The following is a 22257-nucleotide window of genomic DNA, read 5'->3' on the forward strand; positions in this document are numbered from 1 at the left end:
GGGCAACGAGCACCCGGGAAGCAGGGCGCCAATCATAAAGCATGGGTCGGGGTCAGGCCATGCTTGTGGAGGCATTAAACGAGACCATTCCCACGTTTAGATGTGAAAATTCTTACGAAGCATGAGGAAAAAACCTAACAAATTGACTGAATTGCGGCAAAATCCCCGACCTCGAATACAGGATCCGGGCCCAAGGACATGAACAAACCCTCTTCGATCGACGAGCAGAGCTTCCGTCGCCTGCTCAGTCGCAACGTTGGCTTGCCGCTGGGCGTGGGCGTGCTCAGCGTGGCCGTGTTCATTGCGATCATCGTTTACCTGCTGTCGGTGATCGACTGGGTCGAGCACACCGACCGGGTCATCAACAACGCCAACGAAGCGACCAAGCTGTCGATCGACATGGAAACCGGGATGCGGGGGTACCTGCTCTCGGGTGCCGAGGGCTACCTGGACCCCTATGAGCTGGCCAAGCCGCGCCTGGCCGCCGAGTTGCCAGCCTTGCAGGGCTTGGTGGCCGACAACCCGCGCCAGGTCGATCGCCTGACCCGCATCATGGCGCTGCAGAAGGACTGGCTCTCGTACGGCGAGGAGCTGATTTCGCTCAAGCGCGCCACCGGCGACTATTCCAGCGTGGTCCAGACCGGCCGCGGCAAGCGCCTGACCGACGCAATCCGCAAGGAATACGAAGGCTTCATTGCCATGGAGCAGCAACTGCGGGTGGAGCGCAGCGAAAACGTGTCGCGCACCATCTGGGCATCGGTCAGCCTTTATGTACTGTTCGTTCTGGTGGTCAGCGCCTTGCTGGCGTATTTCGGCCGACGCGACATGACCGAACTGTCGACCTCCTATGGCGGCAACCTGGCTGCCCTGCAAAAGGGTGCCAAGCGCCTGCAGGACCAAGCCTGGCTGCGCACCGGCCAGACTCAGCTGGCCGAGCAGTTGCTGGGCCAGCAGACCCTGCAGATGCTGGGCCGCAACATGCTGCAGTTCTTCGCCCAGTACCTGGGTTCGGTGGTCGCTGCGGTGTACATCCGCGAAGAGCACGGCAACCTGCGCCGTATCGCCTCGTACGGGTTCTCCCGCGAGCGTGAGGTGACGGACCAGTTGCTGATCAATGGCGAGGGTATTGCCGGCCAGGCCGTGCAGCGCAACCGGGTCATCCGCCTGGACGACGTGCCGGCCGATTACCTGCGTTTGAGCTCAGGCCTGGGCGAGGGCGCAGCCCGCAGCGTGCTGGTCATCCCGACCAGCGACAACGACCAGATCAACGCCGTGGTCGAGTTGGGTTTCCTGCGACCCCTGACCGACCGCGACCTGGAAATCGTCGAGCTGCTGGCCGACAACATCGGCACCGCCATCGAAGCGGCCCGCTACCGTCAGCGCCTGCAGGAAGTGCTCGCCGAAACCCAGCAGCTCAACGAAGAGCTGCAGGTGCAGCAGGAAGAGCTGAAAACCGCCAACGAAGAGCTTGAAGAACAGTCGCGGGTGCTCAAGGAGTCCCAGGCTTACCTGGAAACCCAGCAGGCGGAACTGGAGCAGACCAACGAGCAGTTGGCCGAACGCACCGATGCACTGGGCCAGCAGCGCGATGCGCTGGATCGCAAGAACCTGGAGCTCAACCAGGCCCAGGTACAGCTCGAAGAGCGTGCCGACGAGCTGCAGCGTTCGAGCCGCTACAAGTCCGAATTCCTCGCCAACATGTCCCATGAGTTGCGCACGCCACTCAACAGCTCGTTGATCCTGGCCAAGCTGCTGGCGGAAAACCCTCAGGAAAACCTGACCAGCGACCAGGTCAAATTCGCCGAGTCGATCTACTCCGCGGGCAACGATCTGCTCAACCTGATCAACGACATCCTCGACATCTCCAAGGTCGAGGCAGGCAAGCTCGACCTGCGACCGGAGAACAGCAGCGTGCCGCGGCTGGTCGACAGCTTGCGCATGACCTTCGAGCCGCTGGCCGGGCAGAAGCACCTGGAACTGTCGGTGCAGATCCTTCCCGACGCACCCGCGATGTTGTACACCGATCGCCAGCGCGTGGAGCAGATTCTCAAGAACCTGCTGGCTAACGCGCTGAAGTTCACCGAGCAGGGCAGTGTCGAACTGTTGGTGTCCGGCCACGCCAACCAGGGCATCGCCTTCCAGATTCGCGACACCGGCATCGGTATCGCCGTCGACCAGCAGCAGGCCATCTTCGAGGCCTTCCGCCAGGCGGACGGCACCACCAACCGCCGCTACGGCGGCACCGGCCTGGGCCTGTCGATTTCCCGCGACCTGGCCAACATGCTCGGCGGCTACATCACCGTCAGCAGCGAGCTGGGCAAGGGCAGCACCTTTACTTTGGTATTGCCGCAACGCTACGAAGAAATCATCGAGGCGCCGCGGCATGCGCCCCAGCCCATGGTGATCGCTGCGCAGCCGGTGTCCAACACCCCGGCCGTGCTCGAAGCGCCGCTGACCGTGGCGCGCTTTGCCGACGACCGTGATAAAGGCCCGTTCACCAAGCGCTGCATACTGGTGGTCGAGGATGAGCCGAACTTCGCGCGTATCCTCTACGACCTGGCGCATGAGCTGGACTACCACTGCCTGGTGGCCCACGCCGCCGATGAGGGCTTCGACCTGGCGGCGACCTTCGTGCCCGATGCGATCCTGCTCGACATGCGCCTGCCCGATCATTCGGGCCTGACCGTGCTGCAGCGCCTCAAGGAACTGGCCACCACGCGGCACATTCCCGTGCACGTGATTTCGGTCGAGGACCGGGTCGAGGCGGCCATGCACATGGGCGCGATCGGCTATGCGGTCAAGCCGACCACCCGCGACGAACTCAAGGAAGTCTTCGGCCGCCTGGAAGCCAAGCTGACGCAAAAGCTCAAGCGCATTCTGCTGGTGGAAGACGATGACCTGCAGCGCGAGAGCATTTCCCTGCTGATCGGCGACGACGACATCGAGATCACTGCCGTGGGCTTTGCCCAGGAGGCACTCGACCTGCTGCGCGACAACGTCTACGACTGCATGATCATCGACCTCAAGCTGCCCGACATGCTCGGCGGCGACCTGCTCAAGCGCATGTCCAACGAGGAGATCCGTGCGTTCCCGCCGGTCATCGTCTACACCGGGCGCAACCTCACCCGCGACGAAGAAGCCGAGCTGCTCAAGTACTCCCGTTCGATCATCATCAAGGGCGCGCGCTCGCCCGAGCGGCTGCTCGACGAAGTGACGCTGTTCCTGCACAAAGTCGAATCGCAGTTGTCCCATGAGCGGCAAAAGATGTTGAAAACCGCCCGCAGTCGCGACAAGGTCTTCGAGGGCCGCAAGATCCTCGTGGTGGACGACGACGTGCGCAATATCTTTGCCCTGACCAGTGCCCTGGAACACAAGGGCGCCATCGTTGAAGTAGGCCGTAACGGCCGAGAGGCAATCGACAAGTTGAATCAGGTCGAGGACATCGATCTGGTGTTGATGGATGTGATGATGCCCGAGATGGATGGCTACGAGGCCACCCGCGAGATCCGCAAGGACCCGCGCTGGCGCAAGCTGCCGATCATCGCGGTCACCGCCAAGGCCATGAAAGACGATCAGGAACGCTGCCTGCAGGCCGGTTCCAACGACTACCTGGCCAAGCCCATCGACCTGGATCGTCTGTTCTCGCTGATCCGCGTGTGGTTGCCGCAACTGGAGCGCATGTAGTGAGTGATTCCCTGGCCGGCAAGCCCTCCCAGCCGGCTGCCGAGCGCAATATCGATATCGAGATCCGTTTGCTGATCGAGGCGATCTACCTCACCTACAGCTACGATTTCCGCGATTACTCGGGCGCGTCGGTGAAGCGTCGCATCCTGCACGCGCTGCGCCAGATGGAGTGCAGCAGCGTCTCGTCGCTGCAGGCTCGGGTGCTGCACGAGCCTACGGCGTTCATGGAGCTGCTGCAGTACCTCACGATTCCGGTAAGCGAGATGTTCCGTGACCCCGAGCACTTCCTGGCGCTGCGCCGTGAGGTGGTGCCGCTGCTCAAGACCTACCCATCGCTCAAGGTCTGGATCGCCGGGTGCAGCACCGGCGAAGAGGTCTACTCCATGGCCATTCTGCTGCGCGAGGAAGGTCTGCTCGACCGCACCATCATCTATGCCACCGATATCAACCCGACCTCCCTGGAAAAGGCCAAGCAAGGCATCTACTCCATGGAGAGCGTGCGCGCCTATACCCAGAGCTACCAGCGCGCCGGTGGCACCCGCTCGTTCGCCGACTACTACACCGCGGCCTACGGTAACGCCATCTTCGACAGCAGCCTGCGCGAGAACGTGACCTTCGCCGACCACAGCCTGGCCACCGACAGCGTGTTCTCCGAGACCCAGTTGGTGTCCTGCCGCAATGTGCTCATCTATTTCAACAAAGGCCTGCAGGACCGCGCCTTCGGGCTGTTCCACGAATCCCTGAGCCATCGCGGCTTTCTCATGCTCGGCAGCAAGGAAACCCTGGATTTCTCGGCCTACAGTTCGCGCTTCGAAACCCTGACGCGCCCCGAACGGATCTATCGCAAGTCATGAGTCGTTTCCAAGCGGTGGTGGTGGGCGCATCGGCCGGTGGCGTCGAGGCACTGCTGGGGGTGTACGGGCAGTTGCCGATGGATTTCAAGCTACCGGTGCTGACCGTGCTGCACCTGCCGGACGAGCGTCACAGCCAGTTGGCGGAAGTGTTCGAAAGGCGCTTGAACCGGCCGGTGCGCCAGGCCCGTGACAAGGAGCCCATCGAACCCGGTATGTTCTACTTTGCCGGCCCCAGTTATCACCTGTCGGTCGAGCGCGATTTCAGCCTGTCGTTGAGCCAGGAGGAGCGGGTGCACTATTCGCGTCCAGCCATAGACTTTCTCTTCGATTCGGCCGCCGATGCCTATGGCAGCGGGTTGATCGGGGTATTGTTGACGGGGGCCAACGAAGACGGCGCGCGAGGTCTGGCCAGCATCAAACACAAAGGTGGCTTGACCATCGTCCAGGACCCCGCCGAGGCGCGGGTCGCGGTCATGCCGCAGGCGGCCATCCGCCTGCAGGCGCCTGATCACATTCTTTCACTCCACGGCATTGGCTGTCTGCTTGCCGAGCTGGAACGAAGCACATGCTAAGCAACGTCCAAGCAAAACTGTTGATCGTCGATGACCTGCCGGAGAACCTGCTGGCCCTGGAGGCGTTGATCGCCAGCCCCGGCCGTGAGGTGCACAAGGCACTCTCGGCCGACGAAGCTTTGTCGCTGCTGTTGCAGCACGAATTCGCCATGGCCATTCTCGATGTGCAGATGCCCGGCATGAACGGCTTCGAGCTGGCCGAGCTCATGCGCAGCACCGAGAAGACCAAGAACATTCCGATCGTGTTCGTCAGCGCCGCCGGGCGCGAGCTCAACTATGCCTTCAAGGGCTACGAAAGCGGCGCCGTGGATTTCCTCCACAAGCCGCTGGACATGCAGGCGGTGAAGAGCAAGGTCAGCGTGTTCGTCGACCTGTACCGCCAGCGCAAGACCCTCAAGGAACAGCTCGATGCGCTGGAGCGCTCGCGTCAGGAACAAGAGGTGCTGCTCAAGCGCCTGCAAGTGACCCAAAGCGAACTGGAGCACGCCGTGCGCATGCGCGACGACTTCATGTCGATCGTTTCCCACGAAGTGCGCACCCCGCTCAATGGGCTGATCCTGGAAACGCAACTGCGCAAACTGCACCTGGCGCGCGATAACGCCGATGCCTTCACCCTCGACAAGATGCGCGCCATGGTCGAACGCGACGAGCGCCAGATCAAGAGCCTGATCCGCTTGATCGAGGACATGCTCGATGTGTCGCGCATCCGCACCGGCAAGCTGTCCATCCGTCCTGCCCAGTTCGATCTGGCGCAACTGGTGCGCAATCTGGTCGACAGTTTTGCGCCTCAGGTGGCTGCCGCCGACTGCACCATCAGCCTGCGTGCGGATGAGCCGGTGCTGGGCATCTGGGACGAGTTCCGCATCGAGCAAGTGGTCAGCAACCTGATCTCAAATGCCTTGCGCTATGGCGGCAAGGGGCCGGTGGAGGTCACGGTGTACGGGCACAACGGCTGGGCGCGCGTGGAAGTGCGGGACCATGGCATCGGTATCAGCAAGGAAAACCAGCTGCGCATCTTTCAGCAATTCGAGCGGGTGTCGGGCAGCAACGTGGTAGCGGGCCTGGGCCTGGGCCTGTTCATTTCCGAGCAGATCGTGGCGGCCCACGGCGGGCGCATCGAAGTCGACAGCGCTCTGGGCGACGGCGCGACGTTCCGGGTCAGCCTGCCGCTTTAGGAATAAGCGCACTCACACGCAACCTCTGTCGCAGGTCATGGTCGTAATGGCAGCGAAACATATAAGTACATAGGCTTCCCCATGAGTGAAGATGCACAAGATGTCGTTCTCATCGTAGAGGACGAACCGTTGATATTGATGGTCCTGGCAGACTACTTGTCCGGCCTGGGCTATCGCGTCCTGAAAGCCGAGAATGGCGAGCAGGCACTGGAAATTCTGTCGACCAAGCCGCACCTGGACCTGATGGTCACCGACTATCGTCTGCCCGGTGGCATTTCCGGGGTGAAGATCGCCGAGCCCGCCGTGTTGCTGCGGCCGGACCTGAAGGTGATATTCATCAGTGGCTATCCGGCGGAAATCCTCGAAACCAACAGCCCGATCGCGCGCAAGGCGCCGATCCTGGCCAAGCCGTTCGACCTGGATACGCTGCACGAGCAGATTCAGGAACTGCTGGCCTGAAAGAGCAGGGCACCTGGCCTGACGGTCAGGTGCCCTGTTTGTTTGCAGGCATTTTGTTTGTAGGCATTCGCCGTCTGCTTCAGGGGGTTGGCAATGCGGCCCCTTTGGGCCAGAGCAACCACACCTGACCTTCCTGCTTCATGTTGCCGGCCAGCTCGCCGGCTTCTGCTCCCGTCCCCCAGAACAGATCGGCACGCACTTCGCCGGCAATGGCGCCACCGGTGTCTTGCGCGGCCACTGGGCGAATGACCGGGGTGCCGTCGGGGCGCGTGGTCGAGAGCCATAACAGGCTACCCAACGGGATCACCTTGCGATCGATCGCCACGCTGTAGCCTGCGGTAAGGGGCACGTTGAGCGAGCCACGCGGCCCTTCGTTGCTGTCCGGCCGAAGGCTGAAGAACACGTAGCTCGGATTGCTGGCGAGCAGTTCCGGCACGCGCTGGGGGTTGGCCACGGCCCAGTCACGGATGCGGCCCATGCTCACCTCTTCTTTCTTCAGCAGGCCCTGGTCCACCAGCCAGCGGCCGACCGGACGGTACGGGTGGCCGTTCTGGTCAGCGTAGCCGACGCGCAGTTGCCGACCGTTATCCAGCTGCAGGCGCCCCGAACCTTGAATCTGCAGGAACTGCAGGTCCATGGGGTCGCGCATCCACGCCACCACGGGCGCGTTGTCGATGCCCTGACGCTGGATGGTGGCCGCGTCGTCATAGGGACGCAGCACCTGGCCGTCGAGCCGCCCGCGCAGGCGCTTGCCTTTGAGTTCGGGGTAAAGGCTGTCCAACTGCACGCTGATCATGTCTGCCGGTACACCGTAGACAGGTACCGGATGCCCTGCGTCGGCCTTGAGACTGCCGGGATAGACAGGCTCGTAGTAGCCAGTGATCAGGCCGTGTTCGCCTTTTTCCGCAGAGCGCAGGCCGTAGACCTGCAGTTGTGCCTGGAGGAAGGTGCGGATCGCGGTGGGAGCAGTGTCCACCGCTTGCGCCGAGGCGCAGGTGGCGCCCCAGATCGCATCCTTGGCCAGCCGCTGGCAAGCCGAGCGCCAGGCAGTGAAGCCGGCCTGCAGGTCGCTGTCGCTGACCTTGGGCAAATCATCCCAGGTGGCCGGTGCGTAGGTGGCGACGGGTTGTGTGGGGGGCACGGGCTTGTTGTCGTTGTCGCAGGCGGACAACAGCGCCAGCGCCGGCACGACGCCGATGAGCAGGCGTCGCCAGGGGAAACGGAAATGGGTCACGCAACGCATCCTGATAGCGATAAGAGGCGGCTACTTTGGATAAACCCACCCCCAACGTCAAATCCATGCGGCGAACAGGTATACAGCGGTGGCCGCCGACGCGGCTCGCGCCGCTGCTAAAGAATGACACCATCCCCTGTAGCAGCGGTGCAAGCCGCGTCTGGCTTGATGCGGTTGTACAGGCTTACTGTGTTGCCGCCGACGCGGCTTGCGCCGCTGCTACAGAACCTCATCTCCTGTAGCAGCGGCGCGAGCCGCGTCCGGCTTGATGCGCTTGTACACCTGCATCAGCAATAGCTGGCAATCCGACGTACCTGGCCCTGTCCCTGGCCCAGGGTCCACTCGCGATTGAGGGTCTGGAACACATCGTTGACGAACTGCCGATCGGCCGCCGCTTTCTTTCCGACGTAGCCCTTGCCGCGGCGGTAGATCGGCATGCGCGCGCGCAGTTCGGGATGGCTGCGCTCGAAATCCTCGCCGTCGGCGTCATTGGCGAGGGCGTCGATATGTACATCGCCCCGCTGGCAGACCCAAAGAATGTGGTCGTCGAGGCTGTCACGGCCGGCTGCCAGAATGCGGGCGAGCTGGTCAACGGTGGGCTGTTGGTTCAGGTTCATGTGTACGCTCCTTGAGCTCTGTGTGATCTGTCAGGTTGTGGTCCCCAACACGGGTCGGCAGGTACGCTTCACGTGTTGTCCGTCTAGGTCAGTACTGGCTCGAGCTCGATGTGTAGTGCTTGAAACCATCACTACATGAAAGCCATGGCGTTCAGGATGCACCTACCCGCGGGGTACGCGGATCACATCGGAGTGACTCGATGGCTCATCGAGCAGGGCTGGTTACGCCTCTGCTCTGTTCCCGATCAGGGAGACGGCCTCATCATGCAAGTCGCAACGAGTCGCGTCAATGGTTATGTAGTACTTTTCCGTCAGCACTACATATTTTATTTATGACCTGCAAGTCACGCATTCCGGCCTGCTCCGGCGTCCGTGGTTCCCGTTACACGGTGTTTGAAATACGCAGCTCAGCGCCTTGCCCTCGCTCAGGCCCATGAAAGCCCCGGCAAGGCTTGATTGTTCGAGCGTCTCCCATAATCATGCTCGGCCCGAGCGCAGAAGGTGCGTCCTGTGCAAGTACCCAGTGGAGCCGTATGGAGTTCAAGCAGAGTCTGAGTCGACGGATCGTCATCGTGTTTGCCTTGATGAGCGCTTTCGTCGCCGGCGTATTCGCTGTGGGCATCGTGGCCACCGTGCATCTGGTGGAGCGCAAGCTGACGACCATGAGTTTGAGCGGCAACATGCATCGCCTGCTGCTGGTCGACAATGCGGACGACTGGCGCCACCGACCCGAGAAAGACGAGCTGTTCTACATCGAGGGTGGCAACGGCGACCTGAGCATGCCCAACGAGCTCAAGACCCTGCCGATCGGTTTCCAGAAGCTCACGCTCGGGCCGCGCACCTACTACGCCATGGTCGCCCGCGTCGACAATCGCCAGTACGTATTGCTGCGTGACCAGGAGGGGATGGAGCAGCGTGCCAATGTGCTGTTCATCGTGGTAGGCGCTGGCTTTCTGCTGAGCATCGCCCTGGCGATCATGCTGGGCGGACTCCTGGCCCGCCGGGTGATGGCGCCGGTCGTGCGTCTGGCCCGGCAGGTGCGCCATCGCGACAAGATGCTCGGCCTGGCTCCGCCGCTGTCGCCCGATTACACCGACGATGAAGTCGGCGAACTGGCGCGCTCCTTCGATGAAACGCTGAGCAAGCTGCGCGCGGCGCTCAATCGCGAGCAGATGTTCACCAGCGATGTGAGCCACGAATTGCGCACGCCGTTGATGATTCTCGCCAGTTCCTGCGACCTGCTGCTGGCCACCGAGCTGGATGAGCGCTCGCACCGTCAAGTGGCGCGGATTGCACGGGCCACCGACGGCATGAGCCAACTGGTCGAAACGTTCCTGTTGCTGGCACGCGACCGTGATGCGGCCAGCCATGGCAATCCTTCTGCCACCTTGCGCCGGACCGCCGACGAACTGGTCGAGATCTGGGGGCGCCAGATAGAGGCCAAGGGCCTTGAATTCATCTATGTGGCAGACAACCATTCGAGCGAGGTCTACAACCATGCATTCCTGCATTCGGTAATGGGCAACCTGCTGCGCAACGCATGGCACTACACCGACACCGGGTTCGTGCGCCTGACCCTGACCGATACCGGGTTCCACGTGGAGGACAGCGGTATCGGCATTCCGGAGGAAAAGCGCAACGCCATGTTTCAGCCATTCGTGCGCGGGGACGAGCAGCGCGGCGAGGGTCTGGGCCTGGGCTTGTCCCTGGTGCAGCGCATCTGTGTCAACCAGGGCTGGCACGTGAGCCTGAGCAGTCGCGAGCCGCACGGCTGTTTTTTTGCCGTGCAACTGGGCGACGCCTAGCGCCGGAACACGCTCGAGCCGTGCGCCCAGTCACAGTCTTTTTGTGAACCTTGCCACCTTTTTGTGGTCTTTCAGCTGGCGGCTTGAACCGACGGCATGCCGGGCAATAGGCCCAGGAGAGGCTTTTCATCGCCACTCTTCGCAAGTAGTAGCCACCCGTAGCGGTAGTAGCGACAGGCACGACCGGTGCAGGCCCCGCCCGCGGGACATTGTTGTCCCGCTTTCGAATGGTCCGTTCATCGGGGCCTTTTTTCTTATTCATGTGAAGATCGCCATGCCCTCATCTCAACGTCTTTCTACCGTATTCAGCCGCACCCGCCTGGTTGCCACCGGCCTGTTCACCGGGCTGTTGTTCACTGTCGGCCCTGCGCATGGCGAAGAAGCACCCGACACCAGCCGCTGGGTCAGCGACAACCTCAGTACCTTCGTGCGCAGCGGCCCGACCGATGGCTATCGCATCGTCGGCAGCTTGAAGTCCGGTCAGAAAGTCGAGTTGCTTTCCACTCAGGGTGACTACAGCCAGGTGCGCGGCGAGGGCGGTTCCAGTGTCTGGATCCCCAGCAGCGACCTGCAACCCACCCCCGGCCCTGCCGAACACGTTCCGCTGCTGACGCAGCAGGTGGCCGATCTGAGCGGCAAGCTGCAGTCCATCGATGACAGCTGGAAGAACCGAGTCCAGGGCATGCAGGAAACCCTGGATGCGCGCAAGAAGCTGATCGACGAGCTGGAAGCGCGCAGCAAGGCGCTGAACGCCGAGCTCAGCGATGCCCAGTCCGAATTGCGCAGCACCCAGGCGAAGTTGGGTGATGAAAACAAGCACGTCATGATGAGCTACATGGTCTATGGCGGCAGCATTGCCGGTGCTGGTTTGCTGGCCGGGCTGATCCTGCCGATGATGACGCGTGGTCGCAAGCGTAACGATCGCTGGTTCTGAGGGCGGCGCCTACAGGTTGCGCTGAACCCGCCCGCCCGCTCGATGATCTATGGTGTTGCACTCCTTATCGCCACACAGAGAGAGCCTTGCCATGAACACCAGTGATCTACTTGAACAACTGCTGCGCGGTCGCAGCGGACAATCCTCTGCCGGCCAGCCTGGCGCTGCCAAAGGGCAGGGCGGACTGGGCGGTTTGCTGGGCGGACTGCTCGGTGGCGGCCGCGGCGCATCGGGCGGCGCATCGGGCGGCGCCGGGCTGGGTGGGCTCGGCGGTTTGCTGGGTGGCCTGGGTGGCATGCTGGGCGGAAGCGGTGGCAGTCGTTCCGGTTCGGGCAAGTACACTGCCCTGGCGTCGTTGGGAATGATGGCTTTCAAGGCCTATCAGGCCTGGCAGCAACAGCAGGCAGCCGCACCCCAACAAGCGTTGCGTACGGTCGATCAGCTGTCCGAGTCCGAGGTGGAAGGTCACAGCCATGCGATTCTGCGGGCGTTGATTGCCGCGGCCAAGGCCGATGGCCGGGTGGATGCACAAGAGGAAGCCGCGATTCGCGCCGAATTGACCGAGCATGCCGAGGATGCGCAGTTGCAGCAGTGGCTGGACGCAGAATTGGCGCGGCCGCTGGACGCGCAAGAGCTGGCCAGTGCCGCGGATGGCCCAGCGATGGCAGCAGAGATGTACCTCGCCAGCGTGATGCTCATGGGGCAGCAGGATGCCGGCGAGCGGGCCTGGCTCGACCAACTGGCAGCCGCCCTGAACCTGGCCCCGGAACTTCGCGCCCAGCTCGATCAGCAGGCCAAGACGCAATAACCCCCACCTCAAAAGCCGTACGGCGATGCTGCAGGCCAATCCCATGCACCGCCGACGCGGCTCGCGCCGCTGCTACAAACACCACACCCCCAGCGCCCAGCAACCCAGCAAACGCACGCAACCCTGTAGCAGCGGCGCAAGCCGCGTCCGGGCGCAGCGCCAATCCGCGTACGGTCGTTACAAGGGCCCCAATTCCAACCAGATCGGGGCATGGTCGGAAGGTTTTTCCATGGCGCGCAGGTCGTAGTCGATACCGGCGGCCCGAACCTGCGGCAGCAGCCCGCGGGATGCCAAAATCACATCGATGCGCAGGCCGCGCTTGGGCTGGTCTTCGAAGCCGCGGCTGCGATAATCGAACCAGCTGAACCGGTCGGCCACTTCCGGGTGCAGATGGCGGAAGCTATCGACCAAGCCCCAATCCTGCAACCGTTGCATCCATTCGCGTTCTTCGGGCAAAAAGCTGCACTTGCCCGTCTTCAGCCAACGCTTGGCGTTGTCCGCCCCGATACCAATGTCGCAATCCTGGGGCGAAATGTTCACATCGCCCATCACGATCAATGGCTGATCGTTGCTGAAGCCGCTTTCCAGCAAGCTCTGCAGGTCGCTGTAGAAGCGTCGTTTGGCAGGAAACTTGGTCGGGTGATCGCGGCTTTCACCTTGCGGGAAGTAGCCGTTCATCACCGTGACGACCTGGCCCTGGGCATCGGCGAATGTGCCACGGATGAAGCGGCGTTGAGCGTCGTCTTCGTCACCGGCGAAGCCTTTGTCGATACTCAGCGGCGCGGCGCGAGAAAGCAGCGCAACCCCGTAGTGCCCTTTCTGCCCATGAAAGTGCACGTGATAGCCCAGCGCCTCGACCTCGGCCTGCGGAAACTGCTCGTCCGACACCTTGGTTTCCTGCAGCCCGATCACATCGGGCTGGTGCTTGTCGATCAAGGCCGCCAGCTGATGCGGGCGGGCGCGCAAGCCGTTGATGTTGAACGAGACGATTTTCATGGTCGCGGATCCTGGCAAATGCGCGATGCTAACGGAGTGTGGCGCGAGCGACCAGCGCGGCGGCGTGCAATCCAGCGTGATTTGCCTGCCCCGGGCACGGAACCCCTGCCGCCGCGCATCGTCCATTGACTACTCGTTGCACTCGCCAAGGACAGACCTCCATGCTCCAGACCTCGACCACCGCTGCAGAAGTACGTCAGCTCGATGGTGGTTACGCTCGGGAAACCCGCGCGCTGCTCTACCAGACCTACCTGCTTGACCCGACCTTTGCCTATCTGTTCGAAGCCGATCGTCCTGGGTTCGAGCGCCGCGTGCGTTCCACGGTGCGGCAACTGGTCAATCAGCACTTCCTCCAGGACCTGCCGGCGCTGGGCCTGTTCTTCGATGACCGTCTGGCCGGCGTTGCGCTGGTAGCGCCACCCCAGCGTCGCCTGGGCATCACCGAGAGCTGGGCCTGGCAATGGCGGATGATGCTGGGCACCGGCGTGGAAGGTACCCGCCGTTATCTTGAGTACCATCACGCCGTGCAGCATTGCCTGCCTTCGGATGCGGTGCATGTGCTGCCGCTGATGGGGCTGCATCCCGATTACCAGGGCCCTGAACTGGCAGAGCAACTGCTGACGGCGGTACACAACTGGTGCGCCCAGGACCCGACGTCCGAAGGCGTGGTGTTGGACACCGGCAATCCGCGGTATCTGGCGTTCTTCGAACGGCAAGGCTATACCCAGATCGGCGAAGTGGCACTGGGCCCGGTGGTCGAGCACGTGTTCTTCCATCCCAGCCCTGAAACGGTCCGCAGTTCTGAAACAGTCGGTTACGCACAAGGCTGAACTCCAGTCATCCACGACGCCTGGCAGGGTCCAAATCGACGTACAGGTCGTGATAGCATTCGCCTATGAACTATTCAGGACGATTGGCCGGCAGCCTGGCGCTACTGGTTGCATGTATGGCGGCTCAGGCCCAAAGCGTACTCGATGTGCGCATCAACCCTGCCAATGCGGCGCTCAAGAGCAATGTCGAAGGCTATATCGGCAGCCTGGGCGATCGTGACGGCGAGGCACTGTTGCGCTTCAGTCGCGGGGCCGAGGAGCAGGCGCAGAAAGCGGCGCAGGCGTTGGGCTATTACCAGGCGCGAGTGAGCAGCGAAGTACAGCCGGGAGAAAATCCCCGCCTGCTGCTGCACATAGAGCCGGGAGAGCCTATACATCTGCGCAACGTCACCGTACGTGTCGAAGGTCCGGCGGCGCAAATGAAGGCCTTCCGCGTGCCGCACAGTCGCGAGTTGGCTCCTGGCGCGGTGCTCAACCACGGTCAGTACGAGAATGCCAAGCAGCTGATCCAGAACCAGGCCTCGCGCTATGGATTCTTCAGTGGCACCTTCAGCAAGCAGCGCCTGGCCGTCGACCCACGGGCAGGCCTGGCCGACATCGAACTGGTGTACAACAGCGGTCCGCGGTTCAAGCTGGGCAAGGTCAGTTTCCAGGGCGACACGCCTTTCGACGATGAACTGCTGCAGCGCATGGTGCCCTTCAAGGAAGACACCGCCTACGATTCCGAACTGATTGCCGAGCTTAACCAGGCGCTGCAATCGAGTGGCTATTTCGAAGGCGTGCGGGTCGACGCGGCGCCGACGGCAGCCACCGAGCGGGTCATTCCCGTGGACGTGCAACTGACCACACGCAAGCCCCGGACCATGGGGTTGGGCCTGGGTTATTCGACCGATGTGGGGCCGCGCGGCAAAGCCAACTGGACCCGCCACTGGGTCAATCCCCAGGGCCACAGCTATGGTGCGGAAATGGAGCTTTCCGCGCCTCGGCAGAACGTCGGGCTCTGGTATGACATCCCCCTGGATCCGCCCCTCACCGACAAACTGCGCTGGGCTGGTGGCTACCAATACGAAGAGCTGGCCGACACCGACAGCCTGAGCAAACTGCTGACATTCGGCCCGGAATGGCACAGCAAGCTACCCAGCGGCTGGCAGCGAGTCATCTCGCTGAAGTGGCAACGCGAAGAATACCGGTTGGGCGACGACACCGGCCTGAGTACCCTGTTGATGCCAGGCATCAGCTACACCTACCTCAAGAGCGACAACAAGGTCGACCCGCACAATGGCTACCGTGTGCAGTTCGATGCGCAAGTGGCCAAGGAAGGGCTGATGTCGGACACCAACCTGTTGCATGGCAACGTAATGCTCAAGGGCTTGACCACCGTGGCGCAGAATCACCGCTTGCTTGGCCGGGTGCAGTTGGGCGGCAACGCCACCAACGGATACAAATCCGTTCCGCCTTCGCTGCGCTTCTTTGCCGGTGGCGATCAGAGCGTGCGTGGCTACGATTACCAGACCCTGTCTCCGGAAAACTCCGATGGCGACCGCATCGGTGGACGCTACATGGTGGCCGGCAGCGTGGAATACCAGTACTCGATTGCCGAGAAATGGCGCCTGGCGACCTTTATCGACAAGGGCAACTCGTTCAACGACCTCAAGTTCGCCGACCTCAAGACGGGCATCGGCGTGGGCGTACGCTGGGTCTCCCCGGTAGGCCCGATTCGTCTCGACCTGGCCCACGCCATGGATGACGACGGTGGCGTGCGCCTGCACTTTTCCATGGGGCCGGAACTATGAAGCCCGCAGTGAAACGAGGTCTGCTGATCTCCTTAGGCGCGGTCGCAGCCGTGCTGCTGACCGTGATCGTGGCCGTGTCGCTGGTATTGGGCACGCAAGCCGGCAGCCGCTGGGCGCTGGCTCGCGTGCCCGGACTGACCCTGGAAAACTTCAGTGGCAGGCTGGGCGGGCATTGGCAGGCCGACAGGCTGGTATGGCAGCAGCAGGCGACCCGAGTCGAGGTGCAGGCGCTTGAGCTGGCCTGGTCACCCGCTTGCCTGTGGCGCATGACCCTGTGCATCGACACCTTGCACACCGGCGCCATCCTTGCGCAGTTACCTGCCAGCGAAGAGCCTGCCGGCAGCGGTCCGATCGTACTGCCCGATCTGCAATTGCCCGTCGCGATAGAGCTTGGCGATGTGCGTATCGATAGCTTGGAGCTGGATGGGGTGCAACAGCTGAGCGGTCTGGAGCTGGCGGCGCACTGGACCGCCGACGGCCTCAAGATCGACCGAGCCCACCTGCAGCGCGATGAACTGGTGCTGGATGTGCACGGCACTCTGCGTCCTGGCGGTCAATGGCCGCTCGATCTCGACGCCCAGGTGCAACTGCCCGCAGTGGACGACAAGCCCTGGCAGGTCACCCTCAACGCCACGGGCGATCTGCTGGACACACTGACCCTGGACGGGGAGAGCAGCGGCTACCTGCCCGCGCTGATCACCGGCACGGTGCAGCCGCTGGCCGAGCATTTGCCTGCGCAGTTGCGCATTCAAAGCGAGGCGTTCAAACCCAGCGCCGGGCTGCCCGACACCCTGGCTTTCAATCAGCTGGAACTCCTTGCCAAGGGTGACCTGCAGGCTGGCTATGCCATCGATGGCCGGGCCAGTCTGCCGGCCGAGCAGTCGCCGATGACCCTGTTGCTTGGCGCGCGGGTGGATGCCAAGGGTGCCGTGGTGCAGGCGTTGGACATCTCGTCCAGCGCTCAACAGCACCTGCGGCTGTCTGGCTCTCTGGATTGGCAACAGGCCCTGGCGGCGAAGGCCAGGATCGACTGGCTGGACTTCCCCTGGCACCGCCTGTACCCGGTCATTGCCGAGCCAGCCGTGAAGGTGCGGCGTTTCAACGGCGAGATCGATTACAGCGACGGCAAGTACCTGGGCAACCTGAAAGGTGCCTTCGATGGCCCGGCCGGTGCATTCACCCTGGTAACGCCGTTCAGCGGCGACCTGCAGCAGGTCTTCCTGCCCCAGCTGGAACTGGTGGCCGGGCAGGGCAAGGCGGCAGGTCACTTGAACGTGAAGTTTGCCGACGGCATCGCCTGGGACACGGCACTCGCCTTGAGCGCCATCGATCCGGCCTACTGGGTCGCGCAGATGCCCGGCAGCCTCGCCGGCCCTCTGCGCAGTACGGGTGAATTCAAGAACGAACGACTCAGCCTCGATGCCGACCTGGACCTCAAGGGCCGCTTGCGCGGGCAACCGGCCGTGCTCCAGGCCAAGGCCCAAGGCGCTGGCGAACGCTGGACGCTGGGCAACCTCGACGTTCGCCTGGGTGATAACCGCATCAAGGGTCAAGGCAGCCTGCAGCAGGGAGTCGAGGGTCGGCTGGACATCGACCTGGCCCGCCTGGGGCAGTTGTGGCCGGGGCTGCAGGGTCGGTTGAAAGGTCAGATGGATGCCGCAGGTACCCTGCAGGCACCCCAAGGCAAGCTCAAGCTGGTGGGCCAACAGTTGGCAATGGACAGTAACCGTCTGCAGAACCTGACCCTGGACGCCGGCCTCGATGGGGCCCAGCGCGGCACGCTGGATTTGACCGCTGCGGGCATTCGCGCAGGTGCAACCGACCTGGGCACCTTGAGCGCCAAGGCCTCGGGCGATATCAAGCGACAGCAAGTGCAACTGGCTCTCAAGGGACCTCAGCTTGCCCTGGCGACTAGTCTGGACGGTGCGCTGGACAAAGGCTTCACCGCACAAAGCAGCTGGCGCGGGCGACTGGCCAGCGGTTCGGTGCAGGCCGGTGGCCAGGACTGGCGTCTGCAGGCGCCAGCGCGACTGGAATACCTGGCTGGCGGGCAGGTCAACTTCGGTGCCCATTGTTGGCGCTCAGGACAGGCCAGCCTGTGTGGCGAAGACCAGCGCCTGGCGCCCGAGCCGCGCCTGCGCTACCACCTCAAGCAGTTCCCGCTGGACAGCCTGGCCCAGTGGTTGCCGAAGGATTTCGCCTGGCAGGGCCTGCTCAATGCCGACGTGGCGGTGGATGTGCCCGCCAGCGGTCCGGCCGGTGAGATCACGGTCGATGCCGGCAACGGCACCTTGCGGGTGCGCAACGACCAGCAGTGGGTCGACTTCCCCTATCAAACCCTGCGTCTGACCAGCCGTCTGAACCCGAAGCGAATCGATACCGAGCTCAATTTTCGCGGGGATCGCCTGGGGCAATTGCAGGTGATTGCGCAGATCGATCCGATCCCGGAGAGCAAGCCTGTCACCGGCAGTTTCCGCCTGGCCGGGCTCGACCTTTCCATCGCTCGGCCCTTCGTGCCCATGGTCGAAACCCTCAAGGGGCAGCTCGACGGCAGCGGACAGATCACAGGTTCTCTGATGGCACCGCAGGTCAACGGCAACGTCCGTCTCAGCGGTGGCGAAATAGCCGGCCCGGAACTGCCGACCACCCTTGAAGACCTGCAGTTGCAGGCGCAGATCGCCGGTGAAAGCGTGCGTTTGCAGGGCAGCTGGAAAAGCGGCAAGACCGGCCAAGGGTCGCTGGGCGGCACCGTCGCCTGGGCCGATGCCCTGGATGTAGACGTGCAGCTCAAGGGCTCGCGGCTGCCGATCAATGTCGAACCCTATGCAACCCTGGAAGCGGCGCCCGACCTGCGCATCCAGATGAATGGCGAGCGTCTTGCCGTGGTCGGCAAGGTGTTCATTCCCAAGGGTGCCATCGTGGTTCGGCAATTGCCGCCGTCCACCGTGAAGCTGTCCGATGACGTGGTCATCGTCGGCAACCAGACCGAGCAGGGCAAGACGCCGTTGCCCATGGCGATTGATATCGATGTGGAAGTGGGCCAGGAAAAACTCACGTTCAACGGCTTCGGCCTGAGCGCCAACCTGGCAGGCCATGTTCATATCGGCGACAACCTGGACACCCGGGGTGAACTGGCCCTCAATGACGGGCGCTACAACGCCTATGGCCAACGTCTGACCATACGCCGCGCGCGCCTGCTGTTTGCCGGGCCAATCAGTCAGCCGTACCTGGACATCGAGGCGATCCGCACCACCGGTGATGTGATCGCCGGGATCCGCTTGACCGGCAATGCCGAGCAACCCACCAGCGAAGTGTTCTCGGAACCGACCATGAGCCAGGAACAGGCGCTCTCCTATCTGGTGTTGGGCCGGCCATTGGGCAACGGCGGCGAGGACAACAACATGCTCGCCCAGGCGGCGCTCGGGCTGGGTTTGATGGGCAGCTCGGGGGTGACCAGCAAACTGGCCACCGACCTGGGCATCGAAGATTTCCAGCTCGACACCCAAGGCAGCGGCGATGACACCAGTGTGGTCGCCAGCGGCAACATTTCCGAGAAGCTCAGCCTGCGCTATGGCGTAGGTGTGTTCGAGCCGGCCAATACCATCGCTTTGCGCTACCTGTTGAGCAAGCGTTTGTATCTGGAAGTGGCCAGCGGCGTCGCCAGCTCGCTGGATCTGTTCTACAAACGCGACTTCTGATGGCTACCCCGGGCCCGCGAATCGGGCCTGGGGGAAGGCTCAAAGGGCCAGGGTTCGGCGGATATTGCCGATCTGCCGCTGGCTCAGGCCGTACTTGTGTGCCAGTTCGCTGCGAGATGTGCCGTTGCGCGTCTCGTGGTGGATCTGCTGGTTGCGCCATTGGCGCAGGAAATGGTCGGCCTTGGGAATTTCCAGGGCCATGCCGGCGAAGCGCTGGATCAACGCCACTACCGTTGCGGCTTCCAGATGTTCCGCCAAGGCGGTGCGTTGCGGGTGTTTGGGGATGTAGCGCGGGCGTCCGCCGTAGAGCTGGGTCAGGCGGTAGGCCTGTTCGACACCGATGCATTCGATCAATACCTGCAGCGAATGGGGAAGTTGCTCGACGTCGATCTGCTGGAGCTGTTGGGTGTTCATGGTGACTTCCTTGTGGCAGCACTTGGCCAATCCGGCCGGAGGTCATTCTTGTCCAGGCGCCCCTGAGGCTCTAGGAGTCAAGAGGTCTCTGGCTGTGGGCAGGTTCCGGCAACTGCGTGGGAAATCCATACCGTGATTGGCATGACATTGGCCGTGGCGATGTGCTCGAACACTGTGCCTCGGTGGTCCCTGGCGATGTAACATGGCATGCAAACAGATACATTCCGGCAACAGAATCCGGGCCAACACGACTGTCAGGACCTCTACATGACTCAAGCTCAACGTATCAAATATTCCTTGCTGATTGCCCTGGTGGTCTTGCTGATCATGCTCGGGCTGTCCTATCTGCAGACCCAGGGCGTCATCACCGAAAAACTCTTTCAGTACATTGCCATGGGTATCGCCGTACTGGTGGTGGTGATCAACGGTGTGCTGCGTCGCAAGGTCAAGCGACCGTAAGCGGGCGGCCTTTGAACTAATTTTTCGAGGTGACGCTCCAAGACAGTGCAGCACAAACCAATCACTGTTATGGAGTGCCCCATGTTCAAGAAGACTTTGACTGCCGTCGTTGCAACTTCCGCCCTGATGACCGCTGGCCTGGCGCTGGCCGACAAGCCCGGCGCTGGTTGGATCACCATCGAGAAAGCCATCGAGACCGCCAAGTCCAAGGGTTACACGGAAGTGTGGAAAATCGAAGCTGACGACAACGGCTACTGGGAAGGTGAGGGCAAGAAAGCCGACGGCGTAGCCTACGAGTTCCGTATCGACGGCCAGTCGGGCAACGTGCTGCGCGATCAGAAGGACTGATGCCCGCGGGCTTGTCCTGAGGCGGGTGGGTGTGGCGTACTAGGGCTTCGTTCCGTTGACGCCAGGAAATGCCCGATGCCTGCTAGCGACCCCGCCGTTCAATCGCTGTCCTTCGAAGATCTGACGCACTTGCTGCGTCAGATCTTCTTGCGTCATGGCACCTCTGCCGAGGTGGCCGACATTCTTGCTCACAACTGTGCAACTGCCCAACGAGACGGGGCCCACAGCCACGGCACATTCCGCATTCCCGGTTACCTTTCCACCCTGGCCAGCGGCTGGGTGGACGGCAAGGCGCGTCCGCAGGTCGAAGACGTTGCCAGTGGTTATGTGGCAGTGGATGCCGCCGGTGGCTTTGCCCAGCCAGCACTGGCCGCGGCGCGCGGGCTGTTGGTGAGCAAGGCGCGCGAGGCAGGTATCGCCGTGCTGGCGATTCGCAATTCCCATCACTTTGCTGCGCTCTGGCCAGATGTCGAACCGTTCGCTGCCGAAGGCCTGGTGGCCCTGAGCGTGGTCAACAGCATGACCTGCGTCGTTCCCCATGGAGGCACCAAGCCGCTGTTCGGCACCAATCCGATCGCATTCGCAGCGCCGTGCGCAGGCAAGGATCCGCTGGTCTTCGACATGGCAACCAGCGCACTGGCCCACGGTGATGTGCAGATCGCGGCACGGGCCGGGCATCCCGTGCCTGTCGGTGCCGGTGTCGACAAGCACGGGCAGCCGACGACCGACCCGGCGGCAATTCTCGATGGCGGGGCGCTGCTGCCGTTTGGTGGCCACAAAGGCTCGGCGTTGTCGATGATGGTGGAGCTGCTTTCAGCGGCCCTCACCGGTGGAAATTTTTCCTTCGAGTTCGATTGGACACGTCATCCCGGTGCGCAGACACCCTGGACCGGGCAGTTGATCATCGTCATCGACCCCGACAAGCGTGCTGGCCAGAACTTTGCCGAACGTAGCCGCGAGCTGGTCGAGCGCATGCATGAAGCCGGGCAATCGCGCCTCTCGGGCGACAGGCGCTATCGCCAGCGCGCACTGGCAAGGACTCAGGGCATTTCGATGCCTGTCGAAGAGTTGGAAAGATTGCGGGTTTTGGCTGGAGAATGATGCAGGAAGGGCCGCTGCGATCGACGGCCCGGAACAACGATGCGAGAACACGGGTGAAATCTGTGGGTGCAGTGCGGACTGATCAGTCGCGACGGCCCAGCAGCAGCCCCAGCAACAGGCCGCAGGTTGCCGAAGCAGCAACGGTCTGCCAAGGATGGCCACCGATGTAGGTTTGCGTGGCTTCGACCACTGGCTTGGCGCGCTCGCGCAGCCCGGCCAGGGAGTACGAAACGTGCTCCAGCTTGGAATTGACTTGCGCGCGCAGGCTATTGGCGTCATCACCCACCAGGGAGGCGCCGTCCCTGAGCATTTTTTCCGATTCTTCGATCAACGCCAGCAGCTCGCTGAAAACTTGATCCTTGATTTGATCCTCGGCCGATTCAGCACTTGATCTACGGGCCATTTCACTCACTCCTGGTGTTTATTTAAGGCAGTGCAAGATTGAGTCCCGGCGCCCTGGAAAGTTGCATGCAGCG

At 62.6% G+C, this 22257-nt stretch carries 19 protein-coding genes; 14 read left to right on the forward strand and 5 right to left on the reverse strand.

Annotated elements, in window-relative coordinates; all coding sequences use genetic code 11:
* Positions 1–198: 198 nt before the first annotated feature.
* From IFT75_RS19030 to IFT75_RS19050, 5 genes are all read left to right on the forward strand, one after another.
* Positions 199–3684 carry a response regulator gene (locus IFT75_RS19030; protein WP_192056245.1) on the forward strand — a complete coding sequence of 1162 codons (3486 nt, stop codon included), beginning with the start codon at positions 199–201 and terminating at the stop codon, positions 3682–3684.
* Positions 3684–4538 carry a CheR family methyltransferase gene (locus tag IFT75_RS19035; RefSeq protein ID WP_240998718.1) on the forward strand — a complete coding sequence of 285 codons (855 nt, stop codon included), beginning with the start codon at positions 3684–3686 and terminating at the stop codon, positions 4536–4538. Before IFT75_RS19030 ends, IFT75_RS19035 begins: the two co-directional genes overlap by 1 nt.
* Positions 4535–5110: a chemotaxis protein CheB gene (locus IFT75_RS19040; protein ID WP_192056247.1), complete on the forward strand. Its 576-nt coding sequence runs from the start codon at positions 4535–4537 to the stop codon at positions 5108–5110. Before IFT75_RS19035 ends, IFT75_RS19040 begins: the two co-directional genes overlap by 4 nt.
* Positions 5104–6285 (forward strand): hybrid sensor histidine kinase/response regulator, encoded by a 1182-nt coding sequence (locus IFT75_RS19045; protein ID WP_122476919.1) that lies wholly within the window; start codon positions 5104–5106, stop codon positions 6283–6285. The genes IFT75_RS19040 and IFT75_RS19045 overlap by 7 nt, the downstream gene beginning before the upstream one ends.
* A gap of 81 nt (positions 6286–6366) precedes the next feature.
* Positions 6367–6744: a response regulator gene (locus IFT75_RS19050; RefSeq protein WP_122476920.1), complete on the forward strand. Its 378-nt coding sequence runs from the start codon at positions 6367–6369 to the stop codon at positions 6742–6744.
* 79 nt (positions 6745–6823) lie between these two features.
* Here IFT75_RS19050 and mltA read toward each other — a convergent pair whose 3' ends face one another.
* The gene (gene mltA, locus IFT75_RS19055) at positions 6824–7978 is read right to left on the reverse strand and encodes a murein transglycosylase A (RefSeq protein ID WP_446731085.1); all 1155 of its coding nucleotides are present in this window, start codon (positions 7976–7978) and stop codon (positions 6824–6826) included.
* A gap of 287 nt (positions 7979–8265) precedes the next feature.
* Complete coding sequence (locus IFT75_RS19060; RefSeq protein WP_122476924.1) at positions 8266–8595, reverse strand: hypothetical protein; 330 nt, start codon at positions 8593–8595, stop codon at positions 8266–8268.
* Positions 8596–9128: 533 nt separating this feature from the next.
* Between IFT75_RS19060 and IFT75_RS19065 the strand changes: the two genes are divergently transcribed.
* The 3 genes from IFT75_RS19065 to IFT75_RS19075 all read left to right on the forward strand — a co-directional run bounded on the left by IFT75_RS19065 (position 9129) and on the right by IFT75_RS19075 (position 12142).
* Positions 9129–10400 carry a sensor histidine kinase gene (locus tag IFT75_RS19065; protein WP_192056251.1) on the forward strand — a complete coding sequence of 424 codons (1272 nt, stop codon included), beginning with the start codon at positions 9129–9131 and terminating at the stop codon, positions 10398–10400.
* Between the two features lie 274 nt (positions 10401–10674).
* Positions 10675–11334, forward strand: coding sequence for a TIGR04211 family SH3 domain-containing protein (locus tag IFT75_RS19070; RefSeq protein ID WP_122476930.1), 660 nt, complete (start codon positions 10675–10677; stop codon positions 11332–11334).
* A 91-nt stretch (positions 11335–11425) separates the two neighbouring features.
* Positions 11426–12142, forward strand: coding sequence for a DUF533 domain-containing protein (locus IFT75_RS19075; RefSeq protein ID WP_192056253.1), 717 nt, complete (start codon positions 11426–11428; stop codon positions 12140–12142).
* Positions 12143–12319: 177 nt separating this feature from the next.
* On the opposite strand, the gene xthA is transcribed toward IFT75_RS19075, so the two are convergent.
* Positions 12320–13138 (reverse strand): exodeoxyribonuclease III, encoded by an 819-nt coding sequence (gene xthA, locus IFT75_RS19080; protein ID WP_192056255.1) that lies wholly within the window; start codon positions 13136–13138, stop codon positions 12320–12322.
* Between the two features lie 161 nt (positions 13139–13299).
* On the opposite strand from xthA, the gene IFT75_RS19085 reads away from it, so the two are divergent.
* The 3 genes from IFT75_RS19085 to IFT75_RS19095 all read left to right on the forward strand — a co-directional run bounded on the left by IFT75_RS19085 (position 13300) and on the right by IFT75_RS19095 (position 19459).
* Positions 13300–13968: a GNAT family N-acetyltransferase gene (locus IFT75_RS19085; RefSeq protein ID WP_122476934.1), complete on the forward strand. Its 669-nt coding sequence runs from the start codon at positions 13300–13302 to the stop codon at positions 13966–13968.
* 65 nt (positions 13969–14033) lie between these two features.
* Positions 14034–15761, forward strand: a complete 1728-nt coding sequence (locus tag IFT75_RS19090; RefSeq protein WP_192056257.1) for an autotransporter assembly complex protein TamA — start codon at positions 14034–14036, stop codon at positions 15759–15761.
* An 8-nt stretch (positions 15762–15769) separates the two neighbouring features.
* Positions 15770–19459 carry a translocation/assembly module TamB domain-containing protein gene (locus IFT75_RS19095; RefSeq protein ID WP_192056259.1) on the forward strand — a complete coding sequence of 1230 codons (3690 nt, stop codon included), beginning with the start codon at positions 15770–15772 and terminating at the stop codon, positions 19457–19459.
* Positions 19460–19498: 39 nt separating this feature from the next.
* Here the strand turns inward: IFT75_RS19095 and IFT75_RS19100 are convergent, their stop codons facing one another.
* Positions 19499–19873: a Mor transcription activator family protein gene (locus tag IFT75_RS19100; protein ID WP_185793445.1), complete on the reverse strand. Its 375-nt coding sequence runs from the start codon at positions 19871–19873 to the stop codon at positions 19499–19501.
* A 267-nt stretch (positions 19874–20140) separates the two neighbouring features.
* Between IFT75_RS19100 and IFT75_RS19105 the strand changes: the two genes are divergently transcribed.
* The 3 genes from IFT75_RS19105 to IFT75_RS19115 all read left to right on the forward strand — a co-directional run bounded on the left by IFT75_RS19105 (position 20141) and on the right by IFT75_RS19115 (position 21781).
* On the forward strand, positions 20141–20332 hold the full coding sequence (locus IFT75_RS19105) for a hypothetical protein (RefSeq protein ID WP_185793444.1): 192 nt from the start codon (positions 20141–20143) through the stop codon (positions 20330–20332).
* A gap of 81 nt (positions 20333–20413) precedes the next feature.
* Complete coding sequence (locus tag IFT75_RS19110; protein WP_122476941.1) at positions 20414–20680, forward strand: PepSY domain-containing protein; 267 nt, start codon at positions 20414–20416, stop codon at positions 20678–20680.
* 75 nt (positions 20681–20755) lie between these two features.
* Positions 20756–21781, forward strand: a complete 1026-nt coding sequence (locus IFT75_RS19115) for an Ldh family oxidoreductase (RefSeq protein ID WP_192056261.1) — start codon at positions 20756–20758, stop codon at positions 21779–21781.
* 82 nt (positions 21782–21863) lie between these two features.
* Here the strand turns inward: IFT75_RS19115 and IFT75_RS19120 are convergent, their stop codons facing one another.
* Positions 21864–22184: a DUF883 family protein gene (locus tag IFT75_RS19120; RefSeq protein ID WP_122476944.1), complete on the reverse strand. Its 321-nt coding sequence runs from the start codon at positions 22182–22184 to the stop codon at positions 21864–21866.
* Between the last annotated feature and the right edge of the window lie 73 nt (positions 22185–22257).

The organism is Pseudomonas sp. CFBP 8758, from assembly GCF_014841725.1.
GTDB classification, from domain to species: domain Bacteria; phylum Pseudomonadota; class Gammaproteobacteria; order Pseudomonadales; family Pseudomonadaceae; genus Aquipseudomonas; species Aquipseudomonas baltica.